Annotated in this window: 21 protein-coding genes and 1 tRNA gene; 9 read left to right on the forward strand and 13 right to left on the reverse strand. The window is 63.0% G+C overall.

The window, feature by feature from the left end:
- Window positions 1-515: 515 nt before the first annotated feature.
- Entirely contained in the window at window positions 516-1,598 is a 1,083-nt protein-coding gene (locus tag ACS7SF_RS14165) for an MraY family glycosyltransferase (RefSeq protein ID WP_439890372.1), read from the forward strand.
- A gap of 126 nt (window positions 1,599-1,724) precedes the next feature.
- On the opposite strand, the gene ACS7SF_RS14170 is transcribed toward ACS7SF_RS14165, so the two are convergent.
- The 5 genes from ACS7SF_RS14170 to ACS7SF_RS14190 are packed head-to-tail and all read right to left on the reverse strand — an operon-like array spanning window position 1,725 to window position 7,711.
- Window positions 1,725-2,825 (reverse strand): glycosyltransferase family 4 protein, encoded by a 1,101-nt coding sequence (locus ACS7SF_RS14170; RefSeq protein WP_439890373.1) that lies wholly within the window; start codon window positions 2,823-2,825, stop codon window positions 1,725-1,727.
- Window positions 2,822-4,081 carry a lipopolysaccharide biosynthesis protein gene (locus tag ACS7SF_RS14175; protein ID WP_439890374.1) on the reverse strand — a complete coding sequence of 420 codons (1,260 nt, stop codon included), beginning with the start codon at window positions 4,079-4,081 and terminating at the stop codon, window positions 2,822-2,824. The genes ACS7SF_RS14170 and ACS7SF_RS14175 overlap by 4 nt, the downstream gene beginning before the upstream one ends.
- On the reverse strand, window positions 4,081-5,199 hold the full coding sequence (locus ACS7SF_RS14180; RefSeq protein WP_439890375.1) for a glycosyltransferase: 1,119 nt from the start codon (window positions 5,197-5,199) through the stop codon (window positions 4,081-4,083). The genes ACS7SF_RS14175 and ACS7SF_RS14180 overlap by 1 nt, the downstream gene beginning before the upstream one ends.
- Window positions 5,200-5,240: 41 nt before the next feature.
- Window positions 5,241-6,557 (reverse strand): sugar transferase, encoded by a 1,317-nt coding sequence (locus tag ACS7SF_RS14185; protein WP_439890376.1) that lies wholly within the window; start codon window positions 6,555-6,557, stop codon window positions 5,241-5,243.
- Complete coding sequence (locus ACS7SF_RS14190; protein WP_439890377.1) at window positions 6,554-7,711, reverse strand: glycosyltransferase family 4 protein; 1,158 nt, start codon at window positions 7,709-7,711, stop codon at window positions 6,554-6,556. Before ACS7SF_RS14190 ends, ACS7SF_RS14185 begins: the two co-directional genes overlap by 4 nt.
- Window positions 7,712-7,877: 166 nt before the next feature.
- On the opposite strand from ACS7SF_RS14190, the gene ACS7SF_RS14195 reads away from it, so the two are divergent.
- The 4 genes from ACS7SF_RS14195 (at window position 7,878) to ACS7SF_RS14210 (ending at window position 12,426) form a co-directional block, all read left to right on the forward strand.
- Window positions 7,878-9,266 carry a phosphomannomutase/phosphoglucomutase gene (locus ACS7SF_RS14195; protein ID WP_439890378.1) on the forward strand — a complete coding sequence of 463 codons (1,389 nt, stop codon included), beginning with the start codon at window positions 7,878-7,880 and terminating at the stop codon, window positions 9,264-9,266.
- Between the two features lie 43 nt (window positions 9,267-9,309).
- Window positions 9,310-10,308 (forward strand): lipopolysaccharide heptosyltransferase I, encoded by a 999-nt coding sequence (gene waaC / locus ACS7SF_RS14200; protein WP_439890379.1) that lies wholly within the window; start codon window positions 9,310-9,312, stop codon window positions 10,306-10,308.
- The gene (gene waaA, locus ACS7SF_RS14205; RefSeq protein WP_439890380.1) at window positions 10,308-11,624 is read left to right on the forward strand and encodes a lipid IV(A) 3-deoxy-D-manno-octulosonic acid transferase; all 1,317 of its coding nucleotides are present in this window, start codon (window positions 10,308-10,310) and stop codon (window positions 11,622-11,624) included. Before waaC ends, waaA begins: the two co-directional genes overlap by 1 nt.
- Window positions 11,625-11,727: 103 nt before the next feature.
- Window positions 11,728-12,426: an META domain-containing protein gene (locus ACS7SF_RS14210; protein WP_439890381.1), complete on the forward strand. Its 699-nt coding sequence runs from the start codon at window positions 11,728-11,730 to the stop codon at window positions 12,424-12,426.
- On the opposite strand, the gene ACS7SF_RS14215 is transcribed toward ACS7SF_RS14210, so the two are convergent.
- From ACS7SF_RS14215 to ACS7SF_RS14230, 4 genes are all read right to left on the reverse strand, one after another.
- The gene (locus ACS7SF_RS14215) at window positions 12,427-13,836 is read right to left on the reverse strand and encodes a TolC family outer membrane protein (protein WP_439892763.1); all 1,410 of its coding nucleotides are present in this window, start codon (window positions 13,834-13,836) and stop codon (window positions 12,427-12,429) included.
- Between the two features lie 121 nt (window positions 13,837-13,957).
- Entirely contained in the window at window positions 13,958-14,290 is a 333-nt protein-coding gene (locus ACS7SF_RS14220) for a rhodanese-like domain-containing protein (RefSeq protein WP_439890382.1), read from the reverse strand.
- Between the two features lie 37 nt (window positions 14,291-14,327).
- A complete protein-coding gene (locus tag ACS7SF_RS14225) occupies window positions 14,328-14,978 on the reverse strand; it encodes a protein-L-isoaspartate O-methyltransferase family protein (RefSeq protein WP_439890383.1) in 651 nt (216 codons plus the stop codon).
- 95 nt (window positions 14,979-15,073) lie between these two features.
- Complete coding sequence (locus ACS7SF_RS14230) at window positions 15,074-15,817, reverse strand: TetR family transcriptional regulator (RefSeq protein ID WP_439890384.1); 744 nt, start codon at window positions 15,815-15,817, stop codon at window positions 15,074-15,076.
- A gap of 214 nt (window positions 15,818-16,031) precedes the next feature.
- Here ACS7SF_RS14230 and ACS7SF_RS14235 point away from each other — a divergent pair, with 214 nt between their 5' ends.
- The 4 genes from ACS7SF_RS14235 to ACS7SF_RS14250 all read left to right on the forward strand — a co-directional run bounded on the left by ACS7SF_RS14235 (window position 16,032) and on the right by ACS7SF_RS14250 (window position 19,051).
- Window positions 16,032-16,289 carry a YkgJ family cysteine cluster protein gene (locus ACS7SF_RS14235; protein ID WP_439890385.1) on the forward strand — a complete coding sequence of 86 codons (258 nt, stop codon included), beginning with the start codon at window positions 16,032-16,034 and terminating at the stop codon, window positions 16,287-16,289.
- Between the two features lie 5 nt (window positions 16,290-16,294).
- Window positions 16,295-16,888: a DUF1439 domain-containing protein gene (locus ACS7SF_RS14240; protein ID WP_439890386.1), complete on the forward strand. Its 594-nt coding sequence runs from the start codon at window positions 16,295-16,297 to the stop codon at window positions 16,886-16,888.
- 51 nt (window positions 16,889-16,939) lie between these two features.
- Window positions 16,940-17,821 carry an undecaprenyl-diphosphate phosphatase gene (locus ACS7SF_RS14245; protein WP_439890387.1) on the forward strand — a complete coding sequence of 294 codons (882 nt, stop codon included), beginning with the start codon at window positions 16,940-16,942 and terminating at the stop codon, window positions 17,819-17,821.
- Between the two features lie 117 nt (window positions 17,822-17,938).
- On the forward strand, window positions 17,939-19,051 hold the full coding sequence (locus ACS7SF_RS14250) for an NADH:flavin oxidoreductase/NADH oxidase (protein WP_439890388.1): 1,113 nt from the start codon (window positions 17,939-17,941) through the stop codon (window positions 19,049-19,051).
- Window positions 19,052-19,069: 18 nt separating this feature from the next.
- Here the strand turns inward: ACS7SF_RS14250 and trmB are convergent, their stop codons facing one another.
- The 4 genes from trmB to ACS7SF_RS14270 form a co-directional block, all read right to left on the reverse strand.
- Window positions 19,070-19,840 (reverse strand): tRNA (guanosine(46)-N7)-methyltransferase TrmB, encoded by a 771-nt coding sequence (gene trmB, locus ACS7SF_RS14255; RefSeq protein WP_439890389.1) that lies wholly within the window; start codon window positions 19,838-19,840, stop codon window positions 19,070-19,072.
- Window positions 19,841-19,926: 86 nt separating this feature from the next.
- A tRNA-Gly gene (locus ACS7SF_RS14260) sits at window positions 19,927-20,000 on the reverse strand.
- 97 nt (window positions 20,001-20,097) lie between these two features.
- Window positions 20,098-20,505 (reverse strand): hypothetical protein, encoded by a 408-nt coding sequence (locus tag ACS7SF_RS14265; protein ID WP_439890390.1) that lies wholly within the window; start codon window positions 20,503-20,505, stop codon window positions 20,098-20,100.
- 106 nt (window positions 20,506-20,611) lie between these two features.
- Window positions 20,612-21,118 carry an Lrp/AsnC family transcriptional regulator gene (locus ACS7SF_RS14270; protein WP_439890391.1) on the reverse strand — a complete coding sequence of 169 codons (507 nt, stop codon included), beginning with the start codon at window positions 21,116-21,118 and terminating at the stop codon, window positions 20,612-20,614.
- Window positions 21,119-21,138: the final 20 nt, after the last annotated feature.

Here is a 21,138-nt window from a genome sequence, read left to right on the forward strand (position 1 = left end):
GAATCCTGACGTACGGTTAACGGCTAACTGCTTAGCGGCACTGGTCAAAGCGATCGCACATCAACCAGGTGTAGTGGGCCCAAGAGTGACTACGCCAAGTGGTCGACTTGAGGACAGCGCAAGGAAAGTCCCAACACTGGCCCGTTTGTTATTGCGCTGGAGTCGTTGACGGTTCGAGCCAGACTATTTGGTTTCAGTATCAAAACAACAGGTGGACTGGCTAGCTGGCATGTGCCTCGTTTTCGATCGAGGCACCTTTGCTGCGTTAAACGGCTTTGACGAGCGATATCATCTCTACTGTGAGGATGTCGATATTTGCTTGCGGGTTCACCTTATTGGCCGTGCGGTCACTTGGGTTCAGTGCAGTGAAGTTGTGCACGATGCTCAGCGAGCAAGCCGCCGTAAATGGCGCTACCTCACTTGGCACATGCAAAGTCTTGCCCGATTAATGACCTCTGTTGCCTACTGGCAGTTCCGGCTTCGTGCGCCGCGCAGATACTGACGACGGGATTCGTATGTTCGATTTCTTCTGGGTACCGGCAATGTCGGCGCTGGTGAGCGCCGTAGCCGTGCTATTGCTGCGTCCCTTGGCCAAGCGGGGTGGCCTGCTGGATCGGCCGGGTGGGCGCAAACGTCATGACGGCGATGTGCCGCTCGTCGGGGGGCTCGCGATCCTCGTAGCGGTGGGTGTCGGTGGCATCCTTTTCATGCGTTCGCAGGGGTACTACGTTGCCTTGTTCGGCGGCCTGTGTGTTCTTGCTTTTGTTGGCTTAATCGATGACCTCAAAGGGATGTCTCCTTTGACGAAGCTCGGCGCACAGCTGTTTGCGGGTGTGCTGATGACGTCCTGGGGCGGGATTTTCCTGTCGTCGCTGGGCGACCTCATGGGCAAGCGCGAAGTCGATCTCGCAAACTGGGGTATCCCGCTGACGCTGTTCGCAGTCGTGGCAGTGATCAACGCCGTCAATATGTCCGACGGGCTGGACGGTTTGGCCGGAGGCCTGTCTGCCATCGTATTGGGTTGGCTCGCCTACTTGGCGGGGGAGGTTGGCAACAACGCAGCGCAACGGATCTGCGTGGTGCTGGTTGGGGCATTGGTCGGCTTTCTGGTTTTCAACATGCCCAATCCGCTGCGCCGGAGCCGCCGTGTATTCCTGGGGGATGCTGGAAGCCTGATGCTTGGGTTGGCCATTGCTTGGTTTGCGGTGGAGCTTTCGCAACCCGCCTACAACGAGGCGCGTCGGCATGTTCCGCCGACCGTCATGCTGTGGGTCGTTGGCTTGCTGCTGATTGATCTGCTTTCGGTGGTGACGCGCCGGGTTTTTTCCGGACGCAATCCGATGTCGGCTGACCGTACCCACCTCCATCACATTCTGTCGCGCATGGGGATGTCGCAGAATGCGGTGATCTGGACCATCCTCGCCAGCAATGTTGTTCTGGGAATGATTGGTACTGTGGCGTGGAAGCTGGGCATGCCTGAGTCGTGGATGTTCCTGTCGTTCATGATCGTGACAGTGTTGCATTTGGCGGCGATGAGTAATGCCGCGTTGTTTCTTCGCCGGGGGCGTCGATTGTTTTCGCGGTGGCATGGGCAGTGAGAGTCGAGCGCCGATCGCACAGAACGATGCAACGTTCTTGAACCGAATGAGCTTGGCTGGAGAATTTGAAGAGCCGGGGCTTATAGGCGCTCACTAGCTTCTGCGCGCCTTGCGCCGACTGCTCGCTCACTGAGCTGGGGGTTGTAGCAACATCTCCCACTGCAGCGCGATGCGCCCAAGCGAATACGCATCGGCTTTCTGTCTTCCGGCTGTGCCGAGCCGTGCCGCAATCTCTCGTTGGTCGATCACGCTTAGCAGCCCAGCCGCAAGCGCTGCCGGATCATCAACAGGCACCACAACCGCGGCCTGACCGTCACCAAGCAATTCACGCGGCCCAGTCTCGCAATCTGTAGAGACAATCGGCAGACCGTACGCCATCGCCTCGATCAACACCAATCCGAAGCCTTCGTAACGTGAGCTGAGGCAGAAGATCGTGGCCTGCTCGTAGGCCTTTGTCACGTCGAGGTAGATGCCAGGCAGCTCCACGCTGTCATCTAGCGCCAACTGACTGCGCAGGGCTTCGAGCGCTGGGCGCTCTTCGCCTTCACCTACGATCATCAGCTTCCAGTCCGGTGCCTGTTGTGCAACAACGGCCCAGGCGCGCAGCAGCACGTCAAACCCCTTTGCTTGGACAAGCCTGCCGACTGCCAAGACCTTTTTGGTCGTCCTGGATGCAGCCTGGTCGGGCATGGCGAAAGGCAGCGGGTTCGGTACGCAGGCCACCGAGCCCCGCGGTTGGGCTGCCTCTATCCATCGGTTGCGGTCGCGCTCGGTCAGGGCGACGATGTGTTGGCAGTACCGCGCATCGAGGCGCCGAGCGAGCCTGCGGGCGCGCCTGCCCAGGTCTTCGTCAAAATGGCAATGCTCCCAGGCGATGTGTCGCACACCGAGCCCTAGTGTGGCGGGCAGCGCAAACAGCGCGAGCATGGTGTCGACCTGAATCAGTACGTCGATGCGAAGTTGTTTAACGTGCCGCCTGATGCCGAAGACGGTTGCGGCGTAAGCGCGTTTGAATGACGGGCGCTGATCGAACAGCGCGTCATGCTGGACCGAAGGGTGCAACGAGAAGCAGCTTGATCGATCCCAGAGGCTGAGCACGCTGACGGTAAAGCCGCGTTCTGCTAGCGCATTGGCAACGGTGGCCGTCATTCGTTCGGCGCCGGCCATGGCATTGAGTGTGCCTGTCAAAAAGCATACGCGTGGACGCTGCGCGGTGCGGTCCATCATGCGGGGGCCTTCTCCATCGTCGGCTGTTGGCTGCGGCAACGAACCCATACAGCGATGCCGAAGAGTACGGAAAACAGATTGGCAATCGCGTAGCCCAGAACTGCGCCTTCTACGCCTAGCCGCGGAATGGCAACGACGTCGATGATGACGGTGACGGTAAACGCAATCCCCCACTTCAGGGCGATCACACCTGGGCGACGCAGGAAGATGGGCAGCAGGGTGAGCGCGACGTCGGCAAAGACCAGCGTTGAGGCCAGCGCCGCAAGGCGCAGCAGATTGACTGCGGAGGCAAAGGCGGCGCCATAGAGCAGGTGGATGATCCAGTGCGCGCAGACGGCAATGAGCAGGGCGCCGGTCGCACCGATGGCAGTCATGCCTGCGGCGATCTTGAGGATGTTGCGGCGCGCTGCAGTCGGCGTTGGTTGCGCATACACATAGATGGGCGCGAGCCCGGCGGCAAGGATCGTGGCCACCATGACAAAGTTGTCGAGAATCTGCATCGAGGCAGCATAGGCACCCAACTCACTCAACGGGACCAGCGGTTTGAGCAAGAGCTGGTCGATGCGGCGTGACCCCATCATGAGCATGAAGCTAACCCAGAACAGCAGGCCGTTGCGGAGCAGTTCCCGGGCGAGCGGCGCATCGTATTCGACTTGCATACGCGGGGCGCGAGCCAAATAGAAACCGCCGAGCAGACACGCCATGACAACGGCTTCCGCCGCGAAAGCGGTTGCATATGTGGGTACACTGTGCACGCTCAGCGCCAGCAGAAGCCCGACGATGCTCGCTTTGACGCCAAGCGACATCATGTTGAACAGGGCGTTCGGGCGGGTTCTGGTATGCGCCTGCATCCACGTCGTGACAATGCCGGAAGGCTCGCGCAGCAACACCGCGATGCCAAGGATGAGCGATGGCAGCCAGAATTCGATCGTTTGGTGGGTGGCGATCAGAAAGCAGCACATCAACAGGTAAGCGAGCATACCTGCGGCCAATCTGAGGCCGAAAGCGTGCACGACTAACCGATGCTGCGCCATGGGGTCCGGGCTCGCCACCAAGCGGGGGACGACCACCTCTCCGCTGCAAAGCAAGGCGATTGAAGACGCGATGTAGACGACGGCTTGCGCATATTGGAAGTGGGCAAATCCCTCGGGGCCCAACCCGCGGGCGAGCATAGCAACCACACCAATGCCGACGCTGATCTGCACCCCACGCTCGGTCAGCATCCACATCAGATTGTTAGCGACGTTGCGCTGCATTACGCGGTCTCCTCAGTGGTCATGCGCGCTGGGCGGATGAACTGCGCGTAGCACGCTAGCCACTGATGCGCGACGGCTTCCAGGCTGAAGCGCGACAAGATGCGTTCGCGCCGCGCTGCCTGTGCGGCGGTATCGGTCTGCGGGTGAATCAGCGCTTGCTGCATGGCCTCTGCAAGGGCGGAAGCGTTGCCTCGGGGCACGATTTCTCCGCAGTTATTGAGTAGTTCCGCAACGCCTGCCGCGTCGGTCGCAACCGCGGGCAGTCCGCACGCGAGTGCTTCGGCAAGGGCGAGCGGCATACCTTCGACGTCGGAAGAGAGTACGAATAGATCCGCCGCGTTGAGTAGGGTGGCAATGTCTCGGCGTGCGCCAGCCAGGATGACGCGCTCCTCCAAGCCGTGATGACGGATGCGCCGCTCCAGCGCATCGCGCTCCGGACCTTCTCCCACAATGAGCAGCCGAGCGTCGATGTCGGGGTTGAGCTGCGCAAAGGCATCGATCAGCATGGCCTGCGCTTTTTCCGGCACAAGCCTGCCGACGTTAATCAATAGGCGGACATCATCCGGCAGGCCCAATGCCGCCCTGCCGTGTTGCCTGAGAACGGTGTCAGGTCGATACATTTGCGTATCGATACCGTTGGCGACCACCTTGATGCGTGTGGCGGATACGGCCCCGGCTTTGACCATGGCCAGGCGGCCTTGCGCGCTGACATGTGTGGTCAAGCGTGCCCAGCGGTCTGTCAGCCGATAGGCCAGCATGCGCAAACGCCCGCCTTCCCGCGCACTGTGCGCCGTGCAGATGACGGGTGTTGCGGTACCGCTTGCAGCAAGCATCCGGGCAAGCAGGTTGGCGTGCACCATATGGGCATGGATAACATCTGGCTGCCACTCCCGCACGAGGGCACGCAATTTCCAAAGCGCTCGCGCCATAGACAGCGGTGTTTTTCTCATACCCAGTTGTACCACCGTTACCGGGGTGGGCAGTTCAACGTCGCGGCCCGGCGTCAGGCTGACCACTGCCACGTGATGTCCGAGGTGGACGAACTGGCGGGCCAATGCCGCGACTTGTTGTTCGGCGCCACCCAGCTTCAGTCCTGTACTGAGCAACAGGATGCGCATGCTTGCCGCACCCGCGGCGGACGCTACATAGGCTGCCATATTTACCGTGCCCCATACCCCGTAAGCAGCGTCTGCAACGTCTTCACTGCAATCAGCAGGTCTAGAGCGAAGGAGCAATGCTTGATGTAATACAGGTCATAGCTGAGTTTGGTCACGGTCTCTTCGTGTGTGCCAACGTAGCCTTGTTGGACCTGGGCCCAGCCCGATAGCCCGGGCCGGACCAAGTGGCGGTAGGGGTAGTAGGGGATGGTTCGGGCAAACTCATCCACCATGGGAACCTGCTCAGGCCGAGGCCCGATCAGGCTCATGTGGCCGAGGAGAACGTTCCACAGCTGCGGGATTTCATCCAGTCGATACTTGCGAATGACGCGACCGATACGGGTGACACGCGGATCCTGTCTGGCGGCAAATTGTGCGGGCGCTGTCGCCTCGACGCCCATGCTGCGGAACTTGAGCATCGTAAACGGCTTGCCGAACAGTCCGACACGTACTTGCCGGAACAGTGCCGGACCAGGTGATTCCAGCCGGATGGCTGCAGCAACCACTAGCCCTACTGGCAATGCGAGCGGAGCCATGCAGAGCACCATAGCCAGATCAAGCGCGCGCTTGATGAAGCTGTAGAAATAGTGGGCGGCGTAATCGTCGAGAAAATTCTCGTCAATGTGCGCCAGGCCTACGCGGCCCGTCAGCATTTCGCCAATCCGCTCTACCGAATACATGCGCACATGGCTGAGCTTGAACTGGGCCAGCGTGCGGGTGCGCTCCGGGTCAGCCGTTGCGTTGCGGTCAAGCATCAGACCGTCGCAATGCACGGCTTCTGCGAGGGAGTCGATGCGCTGAAAGCGGCTCGGGCTGGCCGGCGCCGCACCGGGCATAGCGAGAATTTGCTCAAGTTGTGTCAGTGCTGCGGTGTCGGTGTAGCCGAACACCGGCAGGTAGTTGCGCACAAAACGCCGGTAGCCGAACCAGATCCAGATCAACGTAATCAGATAGGCGACCAGCAGGGCGCCCCGCGAATACTCGATATGGAAGGAGGCAAACACGAACAGCAGTGCCGCGAAGGGTAGCGTGGCAGCCACCCCGGTCAGGCTATTGCCTTCCATGGTGGGTAGATGCAGCGAGCGATGCAGCAGCACGAAGGCCAACAGATAAGGTACGGCGGACCATAGCAGCGTGCGCCGGAAGACATTCGTTACATAGCCAGCTTGGTTGGCGAATTCTGCCAATACGAGGCTGAGCCCCAGAAGGAGCAGTCCCAGGGCGGCCCACCCCAGCATGCGAGTGGCGCGTCGGATCGTCTCCGAACTTTGGACTCGGATCGGAAGGGAGGCGGGTTTGGCGCTGTGGCTCTCGTTCATTGTTCGCCTGCTGTTGGGCGTGCTGCCAAGCGATGCGTCTTCGCTGTCCGTGTCAGTGCCTGTACGTAAACCTGCCAAGTCGAATCGGCCATCGAATCAACACCGAATGCCTGCCTCCAACGCGTTTGGGCTTTCTGTCCCAGGTTTGCTCTCAAGGTGGCGTCTTTCGCCAGGTTCATCAGTGCAGATGTCCAGGCTTGCTCATCGTTGTTGGAAACGAGTACCCCACAGGTACCCCCTTCAAACTGCTCGCGGATACCGGGCAGGTCGCTCGCAATGACGGGTAAGCCCGCACGCATGGCCTCCAGGATGGAGATTGGAAAACCTTCATGGTCGGACGCGAGCGCAAAAATCTGGGCGGATGCCAGCAACGCGGGTACATCCGTCACTGCGCCCGCGAATCTCACTCGACCAGGCGCCAGGCTGTCGGCCAGAGCTTGCAAGGACGATTGCTGCGGCCCCTCTCCCGCCAGGACTAATTCGCAATCAGGCAATGCCGCACTGGCAAACGCGCGGATAAGAAGATCCCCTCGCTTCGGCGCAGCCAGGCGCGCCACCATGACGATACGTCTGACTGGCGCATCTGGCGTGGCAAGGGCATTGCTGCTTGCAATACCGTTATGTATGACGCTGATACGCGACGCAGCAATTGGTAATGTTGCGGTCAGGGCACGTTCGGCGTTTGCCACGCAGATCATGTGCGTGGCGAATGGCGCCAATAGCCATTCGGCGGTATGCGCCACAAAGCGCTGAGGAACGGGGGCGGCTGGCTTGAAAGCAAAGCCGTGCACCGTGTAGATCACGGGAATGCCGAGTAGCGCCCCGGCCAACCGTCCCAATATGCCTGCCTTGGCGCTATGCGCGTGGATTAGATCGGGTTTCGCAGTCCGCAAGGCGCGCATCAGCTGCCACAGTGCGGCAATCGCGCGTATAGGGGAAAGTGCGTTATCGAGTCGTGTTAGCGGTATGGTTTTCACGCCCACAGCCTCGGCTGCGGCGAACAGCGGGCCGTTGCCTCCAGCGAGCAGCACCGGTTCAACGCGATCGCGCAATGCTTGCAGAAGATCGGCGACGTGCGCCTGTGCCCCTCCGGTTTCGGAGTTCGTAATCAGGTAGGCAACACGCGGACGGTCGGATGGTGAGGTCGCAGGCATGGATTGGCCGCGTCAGGCTGGGTAAGGTGCGCCAATGGGCGCGGAAGCAGGCCGGCACAGAAAGCCCAACTCGCAATTATATCGTTCGTAGATCGCCGCAATGCGGGCGTACACCATTGACCGTTTACAATTGCGAACATCGTATTTCTATCTTGTGGACGACTCCATGCGCAGCATCGACCCCACCATCTTCAAAGCCTACGACATCCGCGGCATCGTCGGAAAAACCGTCGATACCGAAACCGCTCGCCTGATCGGCCGTGCTTTCGGAGCGGCGGCGCGCGCCAAGGGCGAATCCGCCGTCGTCATCGGCCGCGATGGCCGCCTATCGGGCCCCGAACTGCTGGCAGCGCTGGCAGACGGCCTGCGCGCAAGCGGCGTCGACGTGATTGACCTGGGCTTGGTCGCTACGCCGATGGTGTACTTCGGCACCAACATTGAACTGGCCGGCCGCCGTGCCACGTCGGGTGTGATGGTCACCGGCAGCCACAACCCGCCGGACTACAACGGCTTCAAGATGGTCTTGGCCGGCCAAGCCATCTATGGCGAGCAAATTCAGGCGCTGCGCACTCGCATTGAGCAGGGCGATTTCACCGAAGGCGCGGGCGACTACGTCCAGGTGGATATCCGTCAACAGTACATCGACCGCATCGTCTCCGACGTCAAGCTGAGCCGCCCGATGAAGATTGCCGTGGACTGCGGCAACGGCGTGGCAGGTGCGTTTGCGCCCGAGCTGTTCCGCGCGATGGGCTGCGAGGTGACGGAGTTGTTCTGCGAGGTGGATGGTCACTTCCCGAACCACCACCCGGACCCGGCGCACGTCGAGAACCTGCAAGACCTCGTGCGCACGCTGCAGACGACCGATTGCGAGCTTGGCCTCGCGTTTGATGGCGATGGCGACCGCCTCGGCGTGGTCACCAAGGACGGCCAGGTGATCTTCCCCGACCGTCAACTGATGCTATTCGCGCAGGAAGTGCTGTCGCGCAATCCGGGCGGCGAGATCATCTTCGACGTGAAGTGCACAGGCAAGCTGGCGCCGTTCATCCGCGAGCATGGCGGAAAGGCGACGATGTGGAAGACCGGCCATTCGCTGGTCAAGGCCAAGCTGAAGGAAACCGGCGCGCCGCTGGCTGGCGAGATGAGCGGCCACATCTTCTTCAAGGACCGCTGGTACGGCTTTGATGACGGCCTGTACACGGGCGCGCGCCTGCTGGAAATCGTTTCGCGACTGGCGGATCCGAGCGCTGCACTGAACGCGCTGCCGAACTCGCATTGCACACCGGAGTTGCAACTGAAATGTGCTGAAGGCGAGCCGTTCGCGCTGCTCGACAAGATCAAGGCCAACGCCACGTTTGACGGTGCCAAGGAAGTCATCCGCATCGATGGTGTGCGCGTGGAATATGAAGACGGCTTTGGCCTGGCGCGCCCGTCGAACACCACGCCCGTGGTGGTGATGCGTTTCGAGGCCGATAACGATGCGGCCATGGCGCGCATTCAGGCGCAGTTCCGTCACGCGATCCTGGCTGAAAAGCCGGACGCGGCACTGCCGTTCTGATCGATCTGTCCGCGTTCATGAAGTTGGGGGAAAGGATGACGGCATGCGTGTGCTGATCGTCAAGGTGTCGTCGCTTGGCGATGTGGTGCATTGCACGCCTGTCGTGGCGGACATTCTGCGTGCGTATCCGGGTGCCGAGATCGACTGGGTGGTCGAAGAAGGCTTTGCCGGCATCGTGCGCATTGTGCGCGGCGTGCAGGGCGTGATTCCGTTTGCGTTGCGGCGCTGGCGCAAGTCGCTGGGTTCCGGCAAGACGTGGGGCGAGATGGCGGCGTTCCGCCGTGCGTTGCGCGCCAAATCGTACGATGCGGTGGTCGATACGCAGGGCCTCATCAAGACCGCGCTGATTGCGGCGCAGGCCAGGTTGACGCCAAGCGGCTTTGTCGCGGGGCTGGGCAATCGCACGGATGGTGCGGGCTACGAGCCGCTCGCCAAGCTGTTCTACCAACGCAAGATCATGATGGAGCCGCGTGTGCATGTGGTCGAGCGCTCGCGCCGCATGGTGGCGGAAGCGCTCGGCTACACGCTGCCCGATACCATCGATTTTGGTCTGCAGCCGCGGGCTGAGTTGCCGTTCCCGCTGCCACGTCCGTATGTGGCGCTTGTGCATGCCACGTCGCGTGCCGACAAGGGGTGGCCGCAAGCTGCGTGGGTGGACGTTGCGCGCGAGCTGCTGGCGCGCGACTACGCCATCGCGCTGCCGTGGGGCAGCGAGGTGGAGCGACGCACCAGTGAATCCATTCGCGAGGCCATCGTTGCTGCGGTGCCCGGCACGGTGGGGCGGGTGGTGATTCCGCCGCGCATGTCGCTGCCCGATGTGACGGCCTTTCTTGAACAAGCGACGGCCGTGGTGGGGGTGGATACGGGTCTCGTGCATATTGCCGCTGCGCTGTGCAAGCCGACTGTGGCGCTCTACAACTTCACCACATCATGGCGCACGGGCGGTTACTGGACGCCCAACGTGCACGACCTCGGCAGCGCCGAGGCCCATCCCACCAGCGCGCAAGCGCTTGATGCGCTGCGTGCGCTGGGTGTGCTCTGATGCTGCGCGTTCTGTATCGCTGGCTGTGGCGCATTGCATTGCCGTTCGCACTGCTGCGCCTGTGGTGGCGCGGTCGCAAGGAGCCCGGGTATCGCCAGCACGTCGGTGAGCGGCTCGGTTTTTATCCCCCGCGCGTCAACCCTGATCGGCCGCTGCTGTGGGTGCACGCCGTGTCGGTCGGCGAGACACGCGCCGCGCAGCCGCTGATCGACGCATTACTCGCGCGCTTTCCGCACCACGCTGTGCTGCTCACGCACATGACGCCGACGGGCCGCCGCACTGGCGCGGAGTTCGCTGCACAGCGCAACGGCCGTGTTATCCAGGCGTATCTGCCGTATGACCTCACCGGCGCGGTCGACCGGTTCCTGCGCCAATTCCAGCCGCGCCTCGGGCTGCTGATGGAGACCGAAATCTGGCCCGTGCTCATCGAGCGCGCCTATGCGGCCGGCGTGCCGATGGTGTTGGTGAATGGGCGCCTTTCTGCGCGCAGCCATCGGCGCACGGCCCGACTCGGTGACGCCGCGCGCGAGACATACGCACAGCTTGCCGCCGTGCTGGCACAAACACCGGACGATGCGGATCGCTATCGCTCACTTGGTGTGCCGCGCGTGCGTGTGACCGGCAACCTGAAGTTCGACATCACACCGCATGTGGATCAGATCATGGCTGGGCGCGTGCTGCACGATGCCCTGGGTGGACGCGCCGCCTGGGTCGCCGCCAGCACGCGTGAAGGCGAGGAGGCGTTGTTGCTGGAGGCCTGGCAAGCGCATCGCGCGCAGCATGCCGGACGTCGGCACCCGTTGTTGATTCTCGTGCCCCGTCATCCGCAGCGCTTTGATGAGGTCGCGCAATTGGCCGAGCGCGCGGGCCTGCGTGTGGCCCGCCGCAGCGCGATGACGGTGTCGGGCGCTGGTATGTCCAACGACGCCGCTTTGCGCGATGCCGACGTCCTGCTCGGTGATTCGATGGGCGAAATGGTGCTGTACTACGCCGCTGCTGAAGCGGCGTTCATCGGCGGCAGCCTGCTGCCGCTGGGCGGGCAGAACCTGATCGAAGCGTGTGCGGTTGGCACCCCGGTGGTCATTGGTCCGCACACGTTCAATTTTGCGCAGGCCACGCGCGACGCCGTGGCCGCGGGCGCGTGTGTCCAGGTTGAAGATGCAAGCGCGGTGATGCGCGTGATCGATACGTGGTTGTCGGATGCCGATGCGCGGGAAACCGCCTCACGTGCAGCGCTGGCGTTTGCGGCCACGCATGGGGGCGCGACGGCACGCACTGTAGAGGCCGTGGCATCGCTGGTGTTGCCGACGCTGTAACGCAGTCGCTGGTTTCGGCACGAAAAGTGCGAACTCATGGCGAGCCGTGCAGACTAATGGCTCTTCACGCAGTTTGCACTCTGTCACTGTCTACGACCCGTTCATGTCTCAACCGAATCGTCCTAAGCCGAGCCTGCTGCAGACGCCCCGCCGGGTGGTGCTGACGGCAGCAGCGCTGGCCTCGCTCACAGCCGCCACCATCATCGGTGCCGGCTGCATGACGCCAGCGGCCTCGTCCAAGCCGGCCGTACCGTCCGCTGCTGCGTCTGTGCCGGTTGCCTCCGCATCGGTACCGGCCGCCCAAACCAAGCCGACGCCCGCTAGCGCTGCGCCCAACCCTGGCCAGGCCACGCTGACCCAAGCCCAGAGCGAAGGCCGCTCCCGTTTTGTGCTGGTGCGCTGGCAAGAGCCCGGCGCCGCCCCCAAGGAACTGCCTTCCACAGAAGAGGACAATGCGGACCCGGCCGCGCAGCCGATCTCGGTCGAGTTCAGTGCGGGCCTGGATGCGGCCAACGGTGTGGTGTCGGGTTACTCGGGCTGCAACCGCTTTTCGGGGCCGTACGAGAAGCTGGCCTCGGGTATGCGCTTCGGCAATCTCGTTTCGACGCGCATGGCATGCGATCCGCCGCGCATGGAGCTGGAAACCGCGTTCCTGGAGGCGTTGAAATCGCCGCTGGCGACCGTCGGCATGCAGCCCTCGGCAGACGGCAAGCAGGGCCGCCAGATCATCTGGAAGACCACCAGCGGCGCGCTGCTGCAGTTTGCTGAACGTCCGTTGCCGCCGCGCGGCCAGACGCACTAATCAGCGCTTGGCCGATCGATTCGGGCGCGGTGGCAGCGCGGTGATATCGCTCGATCCGTTGGCCGTCAGCAGTGTGTTCACCTGAATCACGTCGGCCTCGGAGAGCGAGCCGGCGGCCGACTTGAGCCGCAGGCCATTCAGGATGGTGTCGTACCGCGCGCGTGCCAGATCGCGCCGCGCCTGGAACAGCTGGGCCTGCGCGTTCAGCACATCGGTGCCGATGCGCACGCCTACACCGTAGGCGAGCTGGTTGGAGTCGTACGCCGTGCGTGCCGACAGTTCAGCCGCTTCCAGCGCCTTCACCTGCGCCAGCCCCGCAATCACGCCGATATACGCTTGCCGCGCGCCTTGCTCAGCGGAGCGGCGGGCGAACTCAAGATCGTTCGCGGCCTTGGTTTCGAGCGCAATGTTCTCGCGCACGCGGGACTGGATCGCGCCGCCCGCAAAGATCGGAATCGACACCTGCACGCCAATCTGCGAGTTATCAAAGCGTGCGCCGCCCGGCAGCGAGGGCAGATACTGGTTGCCGCTGGCATTCGTGTGACCCGTCTGCGCCACCAAGTCCACCGACGGCAGATGGCCAGCGTTGGCCTTCTTCACATCGCGCTCAGCGCTTTGCAGGTTGTATTGCGCGAGTGCCACTTGCAGGTTGCTGCTGCGGGCTTGGTCCACCCAGGGTTCTGCGGCGGCCGGTTCAGGCTGCGGAATGGGAGCGCCAGCGCGCACGCCTGCCAGCGGGCCGACTGGCTCGCCGATGATCTGTCTGAGCGCCGATTGCTTGACCTCGAAGTCGCTGCGCGCCGCGATGACGTTGGCATCAATTGCATCGCGCCGTGCCTGCGCGTCGTTCGCATCGGTGATGTTTGCGTTGCCGACGTCGAAGTTGCGGCGTGCCTGTTCGTACTGCTGCTGGATCGCGTCGCGCTGTGCGGTAGCGAGCTGCAGCGTGTCCTGCGCATTCAGCACATCAAAGTAGGCTTGCGCCGTACGCGTGATGAGGTCGAGCTGGGCTTGCGCGAGTGAGGCCTCGGCGGCCTGTGCGGCAATCTCGCCTTGCTTGTAGGTTTCCCAGCGGTCCCAGCGGAACAGCGGCTGCGAAAGCGATAGCGTCCAGCCGGTTGACGAAAACGTCTTGTTGAATTCGGCCGGCGCGGTTTGATCGAAGATGATGCGCGTTGAGCTCCACGCGCCGCCAATCTGCGGCAACAGGCCGGCGCGGCCTTGCGTGAGCTTTTCGCGCTGGGCAAGCGATTGCGCGCGGGCCGACGCGAATTGCGGGTCGTTGGCCAACGCGGCGCGGTAAGCGGAGAGAAGGTCGGTCGCGGCCGGCACGTTCGGTTGGGATTGCGCCCACGCGAACATCGGCAACATCGACCAGCACAGCACAACCAGCGAACCGCGCGCGGCCATCCGCATGCGGCTACTGCGAGCAACACTCATAAAGCCCCCGGACGAGGAGGAAAACGTTCGCGTTCGGAAGGCAGCGCAGACGCCGCGTTCAGTCAACGGCGTCCGGCGGCAGCTTCCCCAATCAGTACGTCGCCATCTGCGGGTCTACCTGGTTGGCCCAGGCATGGACGCCGCCTTGCAGGTTGTACACACGCGCAGCATCAAAGCCCGCACGCGTGATCAGAAATTGCGCGACCTGCGCGCTGCGCCCACCGTGGTGGCAGATGCAGACGATGTCTTGGTCAGCATTGAGCTCGCCGGCACGTGCTGGAATCTGGTCCATGGGGATATGCGTGATCCCAGGCAGGGCGCAGACTTCCAGTTCTTCCGCCCACCGCACGTCGAGCAGGATGGGCTGCGCGCGCGAAGCGTCGGCGAGCCATTGGGCGAGGGCGGTGGGAGCGAGCTGTTGCATGATGATTGGGGTGAGCCGAGCGGGTTGGGTCAATCGCTCAGAAACGGAACTGCGAAGGGGCGGACACGCCCACCAGCGGCGTCACGTACGTTTCGAACAGGTTGCGCGTCTGGTATTCGGTGTTGGCGAGGCGCGTGATGAGTTGCGCTTCCATGACCGGTGCGCCGCCCACGAAGATCGCCAGGCGGCCGCCGACCTTGAGCTGCTTGAGCAGGGCTTCCGGCACGGCCGGCACCGAGCCCGACACGCAGATCACGTCGTACAGGCCATCGCCCCAGCCTTGCGCGCCGCTGGTTTCCACCACGTTGACGTTGGTCACGCCATTGCGGGAGAGGTTGTCGCGGGCGAAGGCAACCAGTTCGGGCACGATGTCCAGCGTGGTGACCTGGCGGCCGCGGTGCGCCAGCAGGGCAGCCATGTAGCCCGAGCCCGCGCCGATTTCCAGCACGTCTTCGTGCTTGCGCACGGCCAGCTCCTGCAGCACGCGGGCTTCCACACGCGGGGCCAGCATGTTCTGGCCGCCCGCCAGCGGGATTTCCATGTCGACGAAGGCCAACGCGCGGTAGGCCTCGGGCACGTAGTGTTCGCGCTTGACGACGCTGAGCAGGTCGAGCACGTCGGTATCGAGCACGTCCCACGGACGGATTTGTTGCTCGATCATGTTGAACCGGGATTTTTCGATGTCCATGGGCATGCCTTCCACGCGGAGCGAGTGATGCAAATGAGGGTTTGACGACAAACCCGGCATTTTAGCAAGTCCGGAGGACATTCCGGCAGACAGTGTCATGACGAGGCGCTCTCATCGGCATTGCTGCCGCCCTCGGGCAGCGCGCGCCACGGTTGTTCGGTGAGCGGAGGTGGCGGGGGCACCACTGCGCCCGGTACCGGGCTGCGCAACAGCCCGTGCAGCATCAGCGCCACGACATGCGTAATGAAGGCCTTGGGTTCCAGCACCTTGGCGGCGCACGGGCCGAACGAGTGCTTCCACATCATCAGGAACAGCATGGGCGCGGTGAGGGCCAGCGTGGAGAGATCCACGTCGGTGTCGCGGAACTCGCCGCGGGCGACGCCGCGCGCCAGGATGCGGGCAAACAGGCGGTCGCAGCGCTCGATGACTTCTTCGTTGTAGTACTGCGCCAGATCGGGAAAATTGCCCGACTCGGCCATCAGCAGTTTGGTCAGGCCCGAAGCCGGCGATTCGCCGATCAGCTCCCACCACCCCATCAGGATTTCATGCAGCAGCGCTTCGCTGGTGCCGTCAAAGCTGTCGATCAGGGCTTCGCCCTCGGCCAGCGCGGGAACCAGATTTTCCTGCACCACGGCCTTGAAGAGCTCTTCCTTGTTGGCGAAATACAAATAGACCGTGCCCTTGGACACGCCCGCCGCAGCCGCCACGTCTTCAAGGCGCGTGGCCGCATAGCCGCGCGCCACGAACAGGTTCAGCGCGGCGGCAACCAGTTCTTGCGGGCGGGCCTCTTTACGGCGCGTCCAGCGTTTGGCGGAAGACTCGGAATCTCGGTCGGTCACGTCGGTCACTGCGTTGGGGGTGTGGGCCGGTGCAGAAACGCCACTGGCGTCACTGACTCACAGATAACTTACTTTCGGGTCATTAATGTACGCATGCCGCAAGTGTGGGTCAAGCGGCATCGGTGCTGGCAATCGCTGTTGTCAATCGGATTGGGCCTCGAATGTGCTGGTGCACAATAGCGGTTTCCACCGCGATTTCCTTCATCACCCGGCCATGGACTGCCGACCCCACTGCGGCGCGTGTTGCATTGCGCCCTCCATCTCCAGCCCGATTCCTGGCATGCCCGACGGCAAGCCGGCTGGTGTGCGCTGTGCGCAACTGGACGACGCCAACCGCTGCCGCATCTTCGGCCGACCGGACCGTCCGGCAGTCTGCGGCAGCCTGCAGCCGGAGCCGGATATGTGCGGCGCATCTGCTGTCCATGCCATGCAGTTCCTGACCCGGCTCGAAATCGCCACCGCAGCGCATTGACCAAGATGAACGATTCGACGAAACCTGCATCCCGCCCGAACCGTGTTCGCTGGTGGGCCGGGGCAACTGCTGTTGCTGTCGCGGTGGCGGCCGTGCTGGTCGCGTGTATGCCGACAGGCTGGACAGGCGATGGCTACACCTTTTCACGCGGCCAGATGCAAGAAGCGCTGGCGCGCAAGTTTCCGTTTCAGCGGCGCTTCCTGGGCTTCTTCGACGTGACGTTGACCAACCCGCAGATCACGCTGGACGCGGCACGCAACCGCATCGCCATCCAAGCGGACGCGCAGGTGCAGAGTGGTCTGTTTCGCCAGCCGCTAACGGGGCCGCTGGCCGTTTCCAGCGGCCTGCACTACGACGCGCCGACCCGCTCGATTCGCCTGGATCAGCCCAACGTCGATCGCTTCGACCTGCAGAACGTGCCCGGCGGCGTGGGCCCGCAGATCAGCGCGATCGGCTCATTGATCGCCGGCCAGTTGCTCAATGACTACGCGGTCTACACCTTCAAACCCGAGCAGCTGAAAGTGGCGGGAATTGCCGTCGAGCCCGGTACAATCACGGTTTTGCCCGAAGGCGTACACGTTCAGGCCAAGCGGCCCTGAGCTCGGTAGCACGCCCAGCGCTTCGTTTTTTTCTCCCTCTTTGCCCACTGCATGGACATCGCACTCGCCATCAAAGCGCTGATTCTCGGCATCGTCGAAGGTCTGACCGAATTCCTTCCCATCTCCAGCACTGGCCACCTGATCCTCGCCGGCCAACTGCTCGACTTCAATGACGAGAAGGGCAAGATCTTTGAGATCGTGATCCAGTTCGGCGCCATCCTGGCGGTGTGCTGGGAGTTCCGCCACAAGATCATCGACGTGATCAAGGGCTTGCCCAGTGACGCGCGCCAGCAGCGTTTTGCGATCAACGTGATCGTGGCGACGATTCCCGCGATCACGCTGGCGCTGATCTTCGGTAAGTCGATCAAGGCGCATCTGTTCAACCCGATCGTGGTGGCATCGGCGTTCATCATTGGTGGCTTGGTGATCCTGTGGGCCGAATGGCGCGAGCGTCATCGCGGCGAGACGCACGACCCGCGCGCCAATGCGCTGCTCGAAGCCGCCAAGGCCGGCGCGCCGCGCATCGAAACGCTGGACGACCTGCGTATCTCCGATGCGATCAAGGTGGGCTTCGCGCAGTGCTTCGCGCTGATTCCGGGTACGTCGCGTTCGGGCTCGACCATCATCGGCGGCCTGCTGTTCGGCCTGTCGCGCAAGGTGGCGACGGAGTTCTCGTTTTTCCTGGCGATTCCCGTGATTTTTGGCGCGACGGTGTATGAGCTGTACAAGTCGCGTGCGCTGCTGTCGGCCGATGATCTGTCGATCTTCGGGGTGGGGTTTGTGGCCGCGTTCATCTCGGCGTTCTTCTGCGTGCGCTGGTTGCTGAAGTTCATCGCCACGCACGATTTCCGCGGCTTTGCGTGGTACCGGATCATCTTCGGCATCATCGTGCTGGTGACGGCGTACACGCACCTGATCGCCTGGCAAGCCTAAGCAGGCGCGCATTTCCCTTCCTTGGCGCGAGGCTTTCGCGCCGTCTGCACGATCGGGCGGATTCGGACACACTGGCGGCTTGCTTCCGTCAGCCGCTGACCACCGAGTCTCCCGATCATGAGTGCACTCTTCCAGCCTTTTTCACTGCGCGGTCTTACGCTTGAGAACCGCATCGTCATCTCGCCGATGTGCCAGTACTCGGCAGACAACGGCCGGGCCACCGCATGGCATCACACGCATCTGGGCAGCCTCTCGCTGTCGGGAGCCGGGTTGTTGATGATCGAGGCGACGGCCGTGTCGCCGGAAGGCCGCATCACCAACGGCTGCCTGGGTTTGTGGGACGACGCGACGGAAGCCGCACTGGAACGTACGCTGTCCGCCATTCGACAGAACGCGCTGGTGCCGATCGGCATGCAGATCGCGCATGCGGGCCGCAAGGCATCGAGCGCACGGCCGTGGGAGGGTGGTGCGCTGCTCCCGCTCGATGCGGGCGGCTGGGAGACGATGGGTCCCTCCGCATTGCCGCAGCGCCCGGAAGAGCGTGCGCCGCGCGAGATGACCGATGCCGACCTAGCCCGCGTACGCGAGCAGTTTGTCGGCACCGCACGCCGCGCCGTACGCCTGGGGATGGCCGCCATCGAGCTCCATTGCGCGCATGGCTATCTGCTGCATGAATTCCTCTCGCCGATCGCCAATCAGCGCACCGATGCGTACGGCGGCTCGCGCGAGAACCGCATGCGTTATCCACTGGAGATTTTCGACGCCGTGCGTGCCGTGGTGCCGGACAACATTCCGGTGGGCGTGCGCGTGTCGGCCACCGATTGGGTCGAGGGCGGCTGGATGCCGGAAGATTCCGTGGTGTTTGCGCAGGCGCTGCGCGTGCGTGGTTGCGACTGGATCGATGCGTCGTCAGGCGGCGTATCGCCACTGCAGCAGATTCCGCTGTCGACCGGCTACCAGGTGCCATTTGCCGAGAAGATCCGCAACGAGGCGGACATCTCGACCATTGCTGTCGGTCTGATCAACGAGGCGCACGAGGCGGAGGCCATCGTGGCGGAAGGGCGGGCGGACTTGGTCGCCGTCGGCCGTGCCTTCCTCTACAACCCGCATTGGGCGTGGGCGGCGGCCGCGGAGCTGGGCGCCACCGTCAAGGCGCCGCCGCAATACTGGCGCGCCTTCCCGCGTCACGCCAAGAACCTCTTCGGCGAGACGCATTTCGGCGGGCGCTGATGTGCGCGTGGGGCGTGGTCAGCGCTTGCGGAAGACCACGTCCCACACGCCGTGCCCGAGGCGCAGGCCGCGCTTCTCGAACTTTGTGACGGGGCGATAGTCGGGGCGCGGCGCGAAGCCGTCGGCGGTGTTCTCGAGCGTCGGCTCGGCGGACAGCACTTCCAGCATCTGGTGGGCGTATTCCTCCCAGTCCGTCGCGCAGTGCAGATAGCCGCCCGGCTTCAGGTGTGCCGCCAGGCGGGCCACGAACGGACCCTGGATCAGGCGCCGCTTGTTGTGGCGTTTCTTGTGCCACGGGTCGGGAAAGAACACGTGGATGCCATCCAGCGTGCCTTCCGGAATCATGTGCGCCAGCACTTCCACTGCATCGTGCGAGCAGATACGGATATTGCCGATCTCGCGTTCACCAATCAGCTTGAGCAGCGCGCCCACGCCCGGCTCATGCACTTCCACGCCCAGGAAATCATCGTCCGGACGCAGTTGCGCGATGTGCGCGGTCGTCTCGCCCATGCCGAAGCCGATCTCGAAGATGCGCTTCGCGCCGGTGCGGCCGAAGGCGGCTTCCCAGTCGAGCGGCTCGGCGGAGTAGGGCAGCTGGAAGCGCGGGCCGAGTTCGTCGATGGCGCGTTGCTGGCCGGTGGACGTGCGGCCGGCGCGGCGTACGAAGGAGCGGATGCGGCGTGGGTGGCCGACGTCCGAGCCCTTCTCAGTGCCATCGGCGCTATTGGTGTCTTGCGATTCCGGCGTGATGTCGTCGGGGCCGGTGCCCGGCTGTTCGATGGGCTGCATGAAGATCCCGTGCCGATTGCCCGTCGATGGAATGAAGGGCGAGCAGGCAACAAAAAAGCCGCCGAGGGCGGCTTCAGACTGTTCGGTGGAGCGGGCGATGGGAATCGAACCCACGGCTCTAGCTTGGGAAGCTAGGGTATTACCATTATACGACGCCCGCGTAGCCCCACATTCTATGCGGGGTGGCGGCGGTTCGGCAAGTGAGAGCAACGTGGGCGGCGAATCCAGAAGTGACTTGGACGCCTTTCCGGCGATGATTACTTGAAGTCGGAGGCAACAACGACCTTTGCGGCACCGATGAAATCGCCGGCCAGTACGTCATAGCCTCGGAACTCGTCAGATGAGAAGCTTGGTCGCAGTTCGGTGCCAGCCTTGATGGGCATACCGTCCGACTCTGTCACGGTGGCGTTAAGTACGGCACACGCTTTCTTTTCTTTGCCGATCTTGCCAGCTTCAGCGCTGACGGTGATCGATCGGCAGTTTTCCCCATTCTTGTCGCATGCGCCGACATAGTTCAGGGGCGGGAAATTCACCACCTTTCCGTCGGCGGTCGATGAGATGCGCGGATATCTACATACCTTGATCTTCCCCGTTTCTGCTTGCGCGGCAGCGCTGCACACCATCACTGCAATCAAAGCAGCAAGTCTTATGGCTGTTTTCATCATTTCGTTCTGTTGAAGGGGAAGGGGGTATCGAGTTGCCTGGTGAATAGCCACGAATTCTGGCATGTGCAACGCAATAGAGATGTGCCGAATTCTTGCGGTGATTCAGTTATCCGCCAGAAGGCTTTTCACGCCGCCGCCCCGCGCTCCGTCGATTTTCATCCCACGCCGGAAACACCGTCGACCGCTTCACCACACCATAAGCAAAGCTCGTATCGATGGCCGCGATGCCCGGAATCGCATGCAGCTGGCTGCGGACGAAGTGCTCGTAGTCCTGCAGGCTCTCCACCAGCACGCGCAGCAGGTAATCCGCTTCACCGGTCAGCACGTAGCAGTCGAGGATCGCGTCGATGGCGCGGATGCGGTTCTCGAACGTCGTGACCACGTCCCGAGAGTGCTGCTGCAGACGAATATGGACAAACGCCGTGACGGGCAGGCCGTACGCCTCTTCGTCGACGATGGCCGTGTAGCCCCGGATCACGCCGGCCTCTTCCAGCAGCCGCAGCCGTCGCAGGCAAGGCGAGGGTGACAGGTTGACCCGTTCCGACAGCTCCTGATTGGTCAGGCGGCCTTCTTTCTGGAGGGCCGCAATGATCTGTCTGTCTTTCTTGTCCATGCGACTTTCCTGGAGTGGCA

It is taken from the genome of Ralstonia sp. 25C (assembly GCF_051904805.1).
Classification (GTDB): domain Bacteria; phylum Pseudomonadota; class Gammaproteobacteria; order Burkholderiales; family Burkholderiaceae; genus Ralstonia.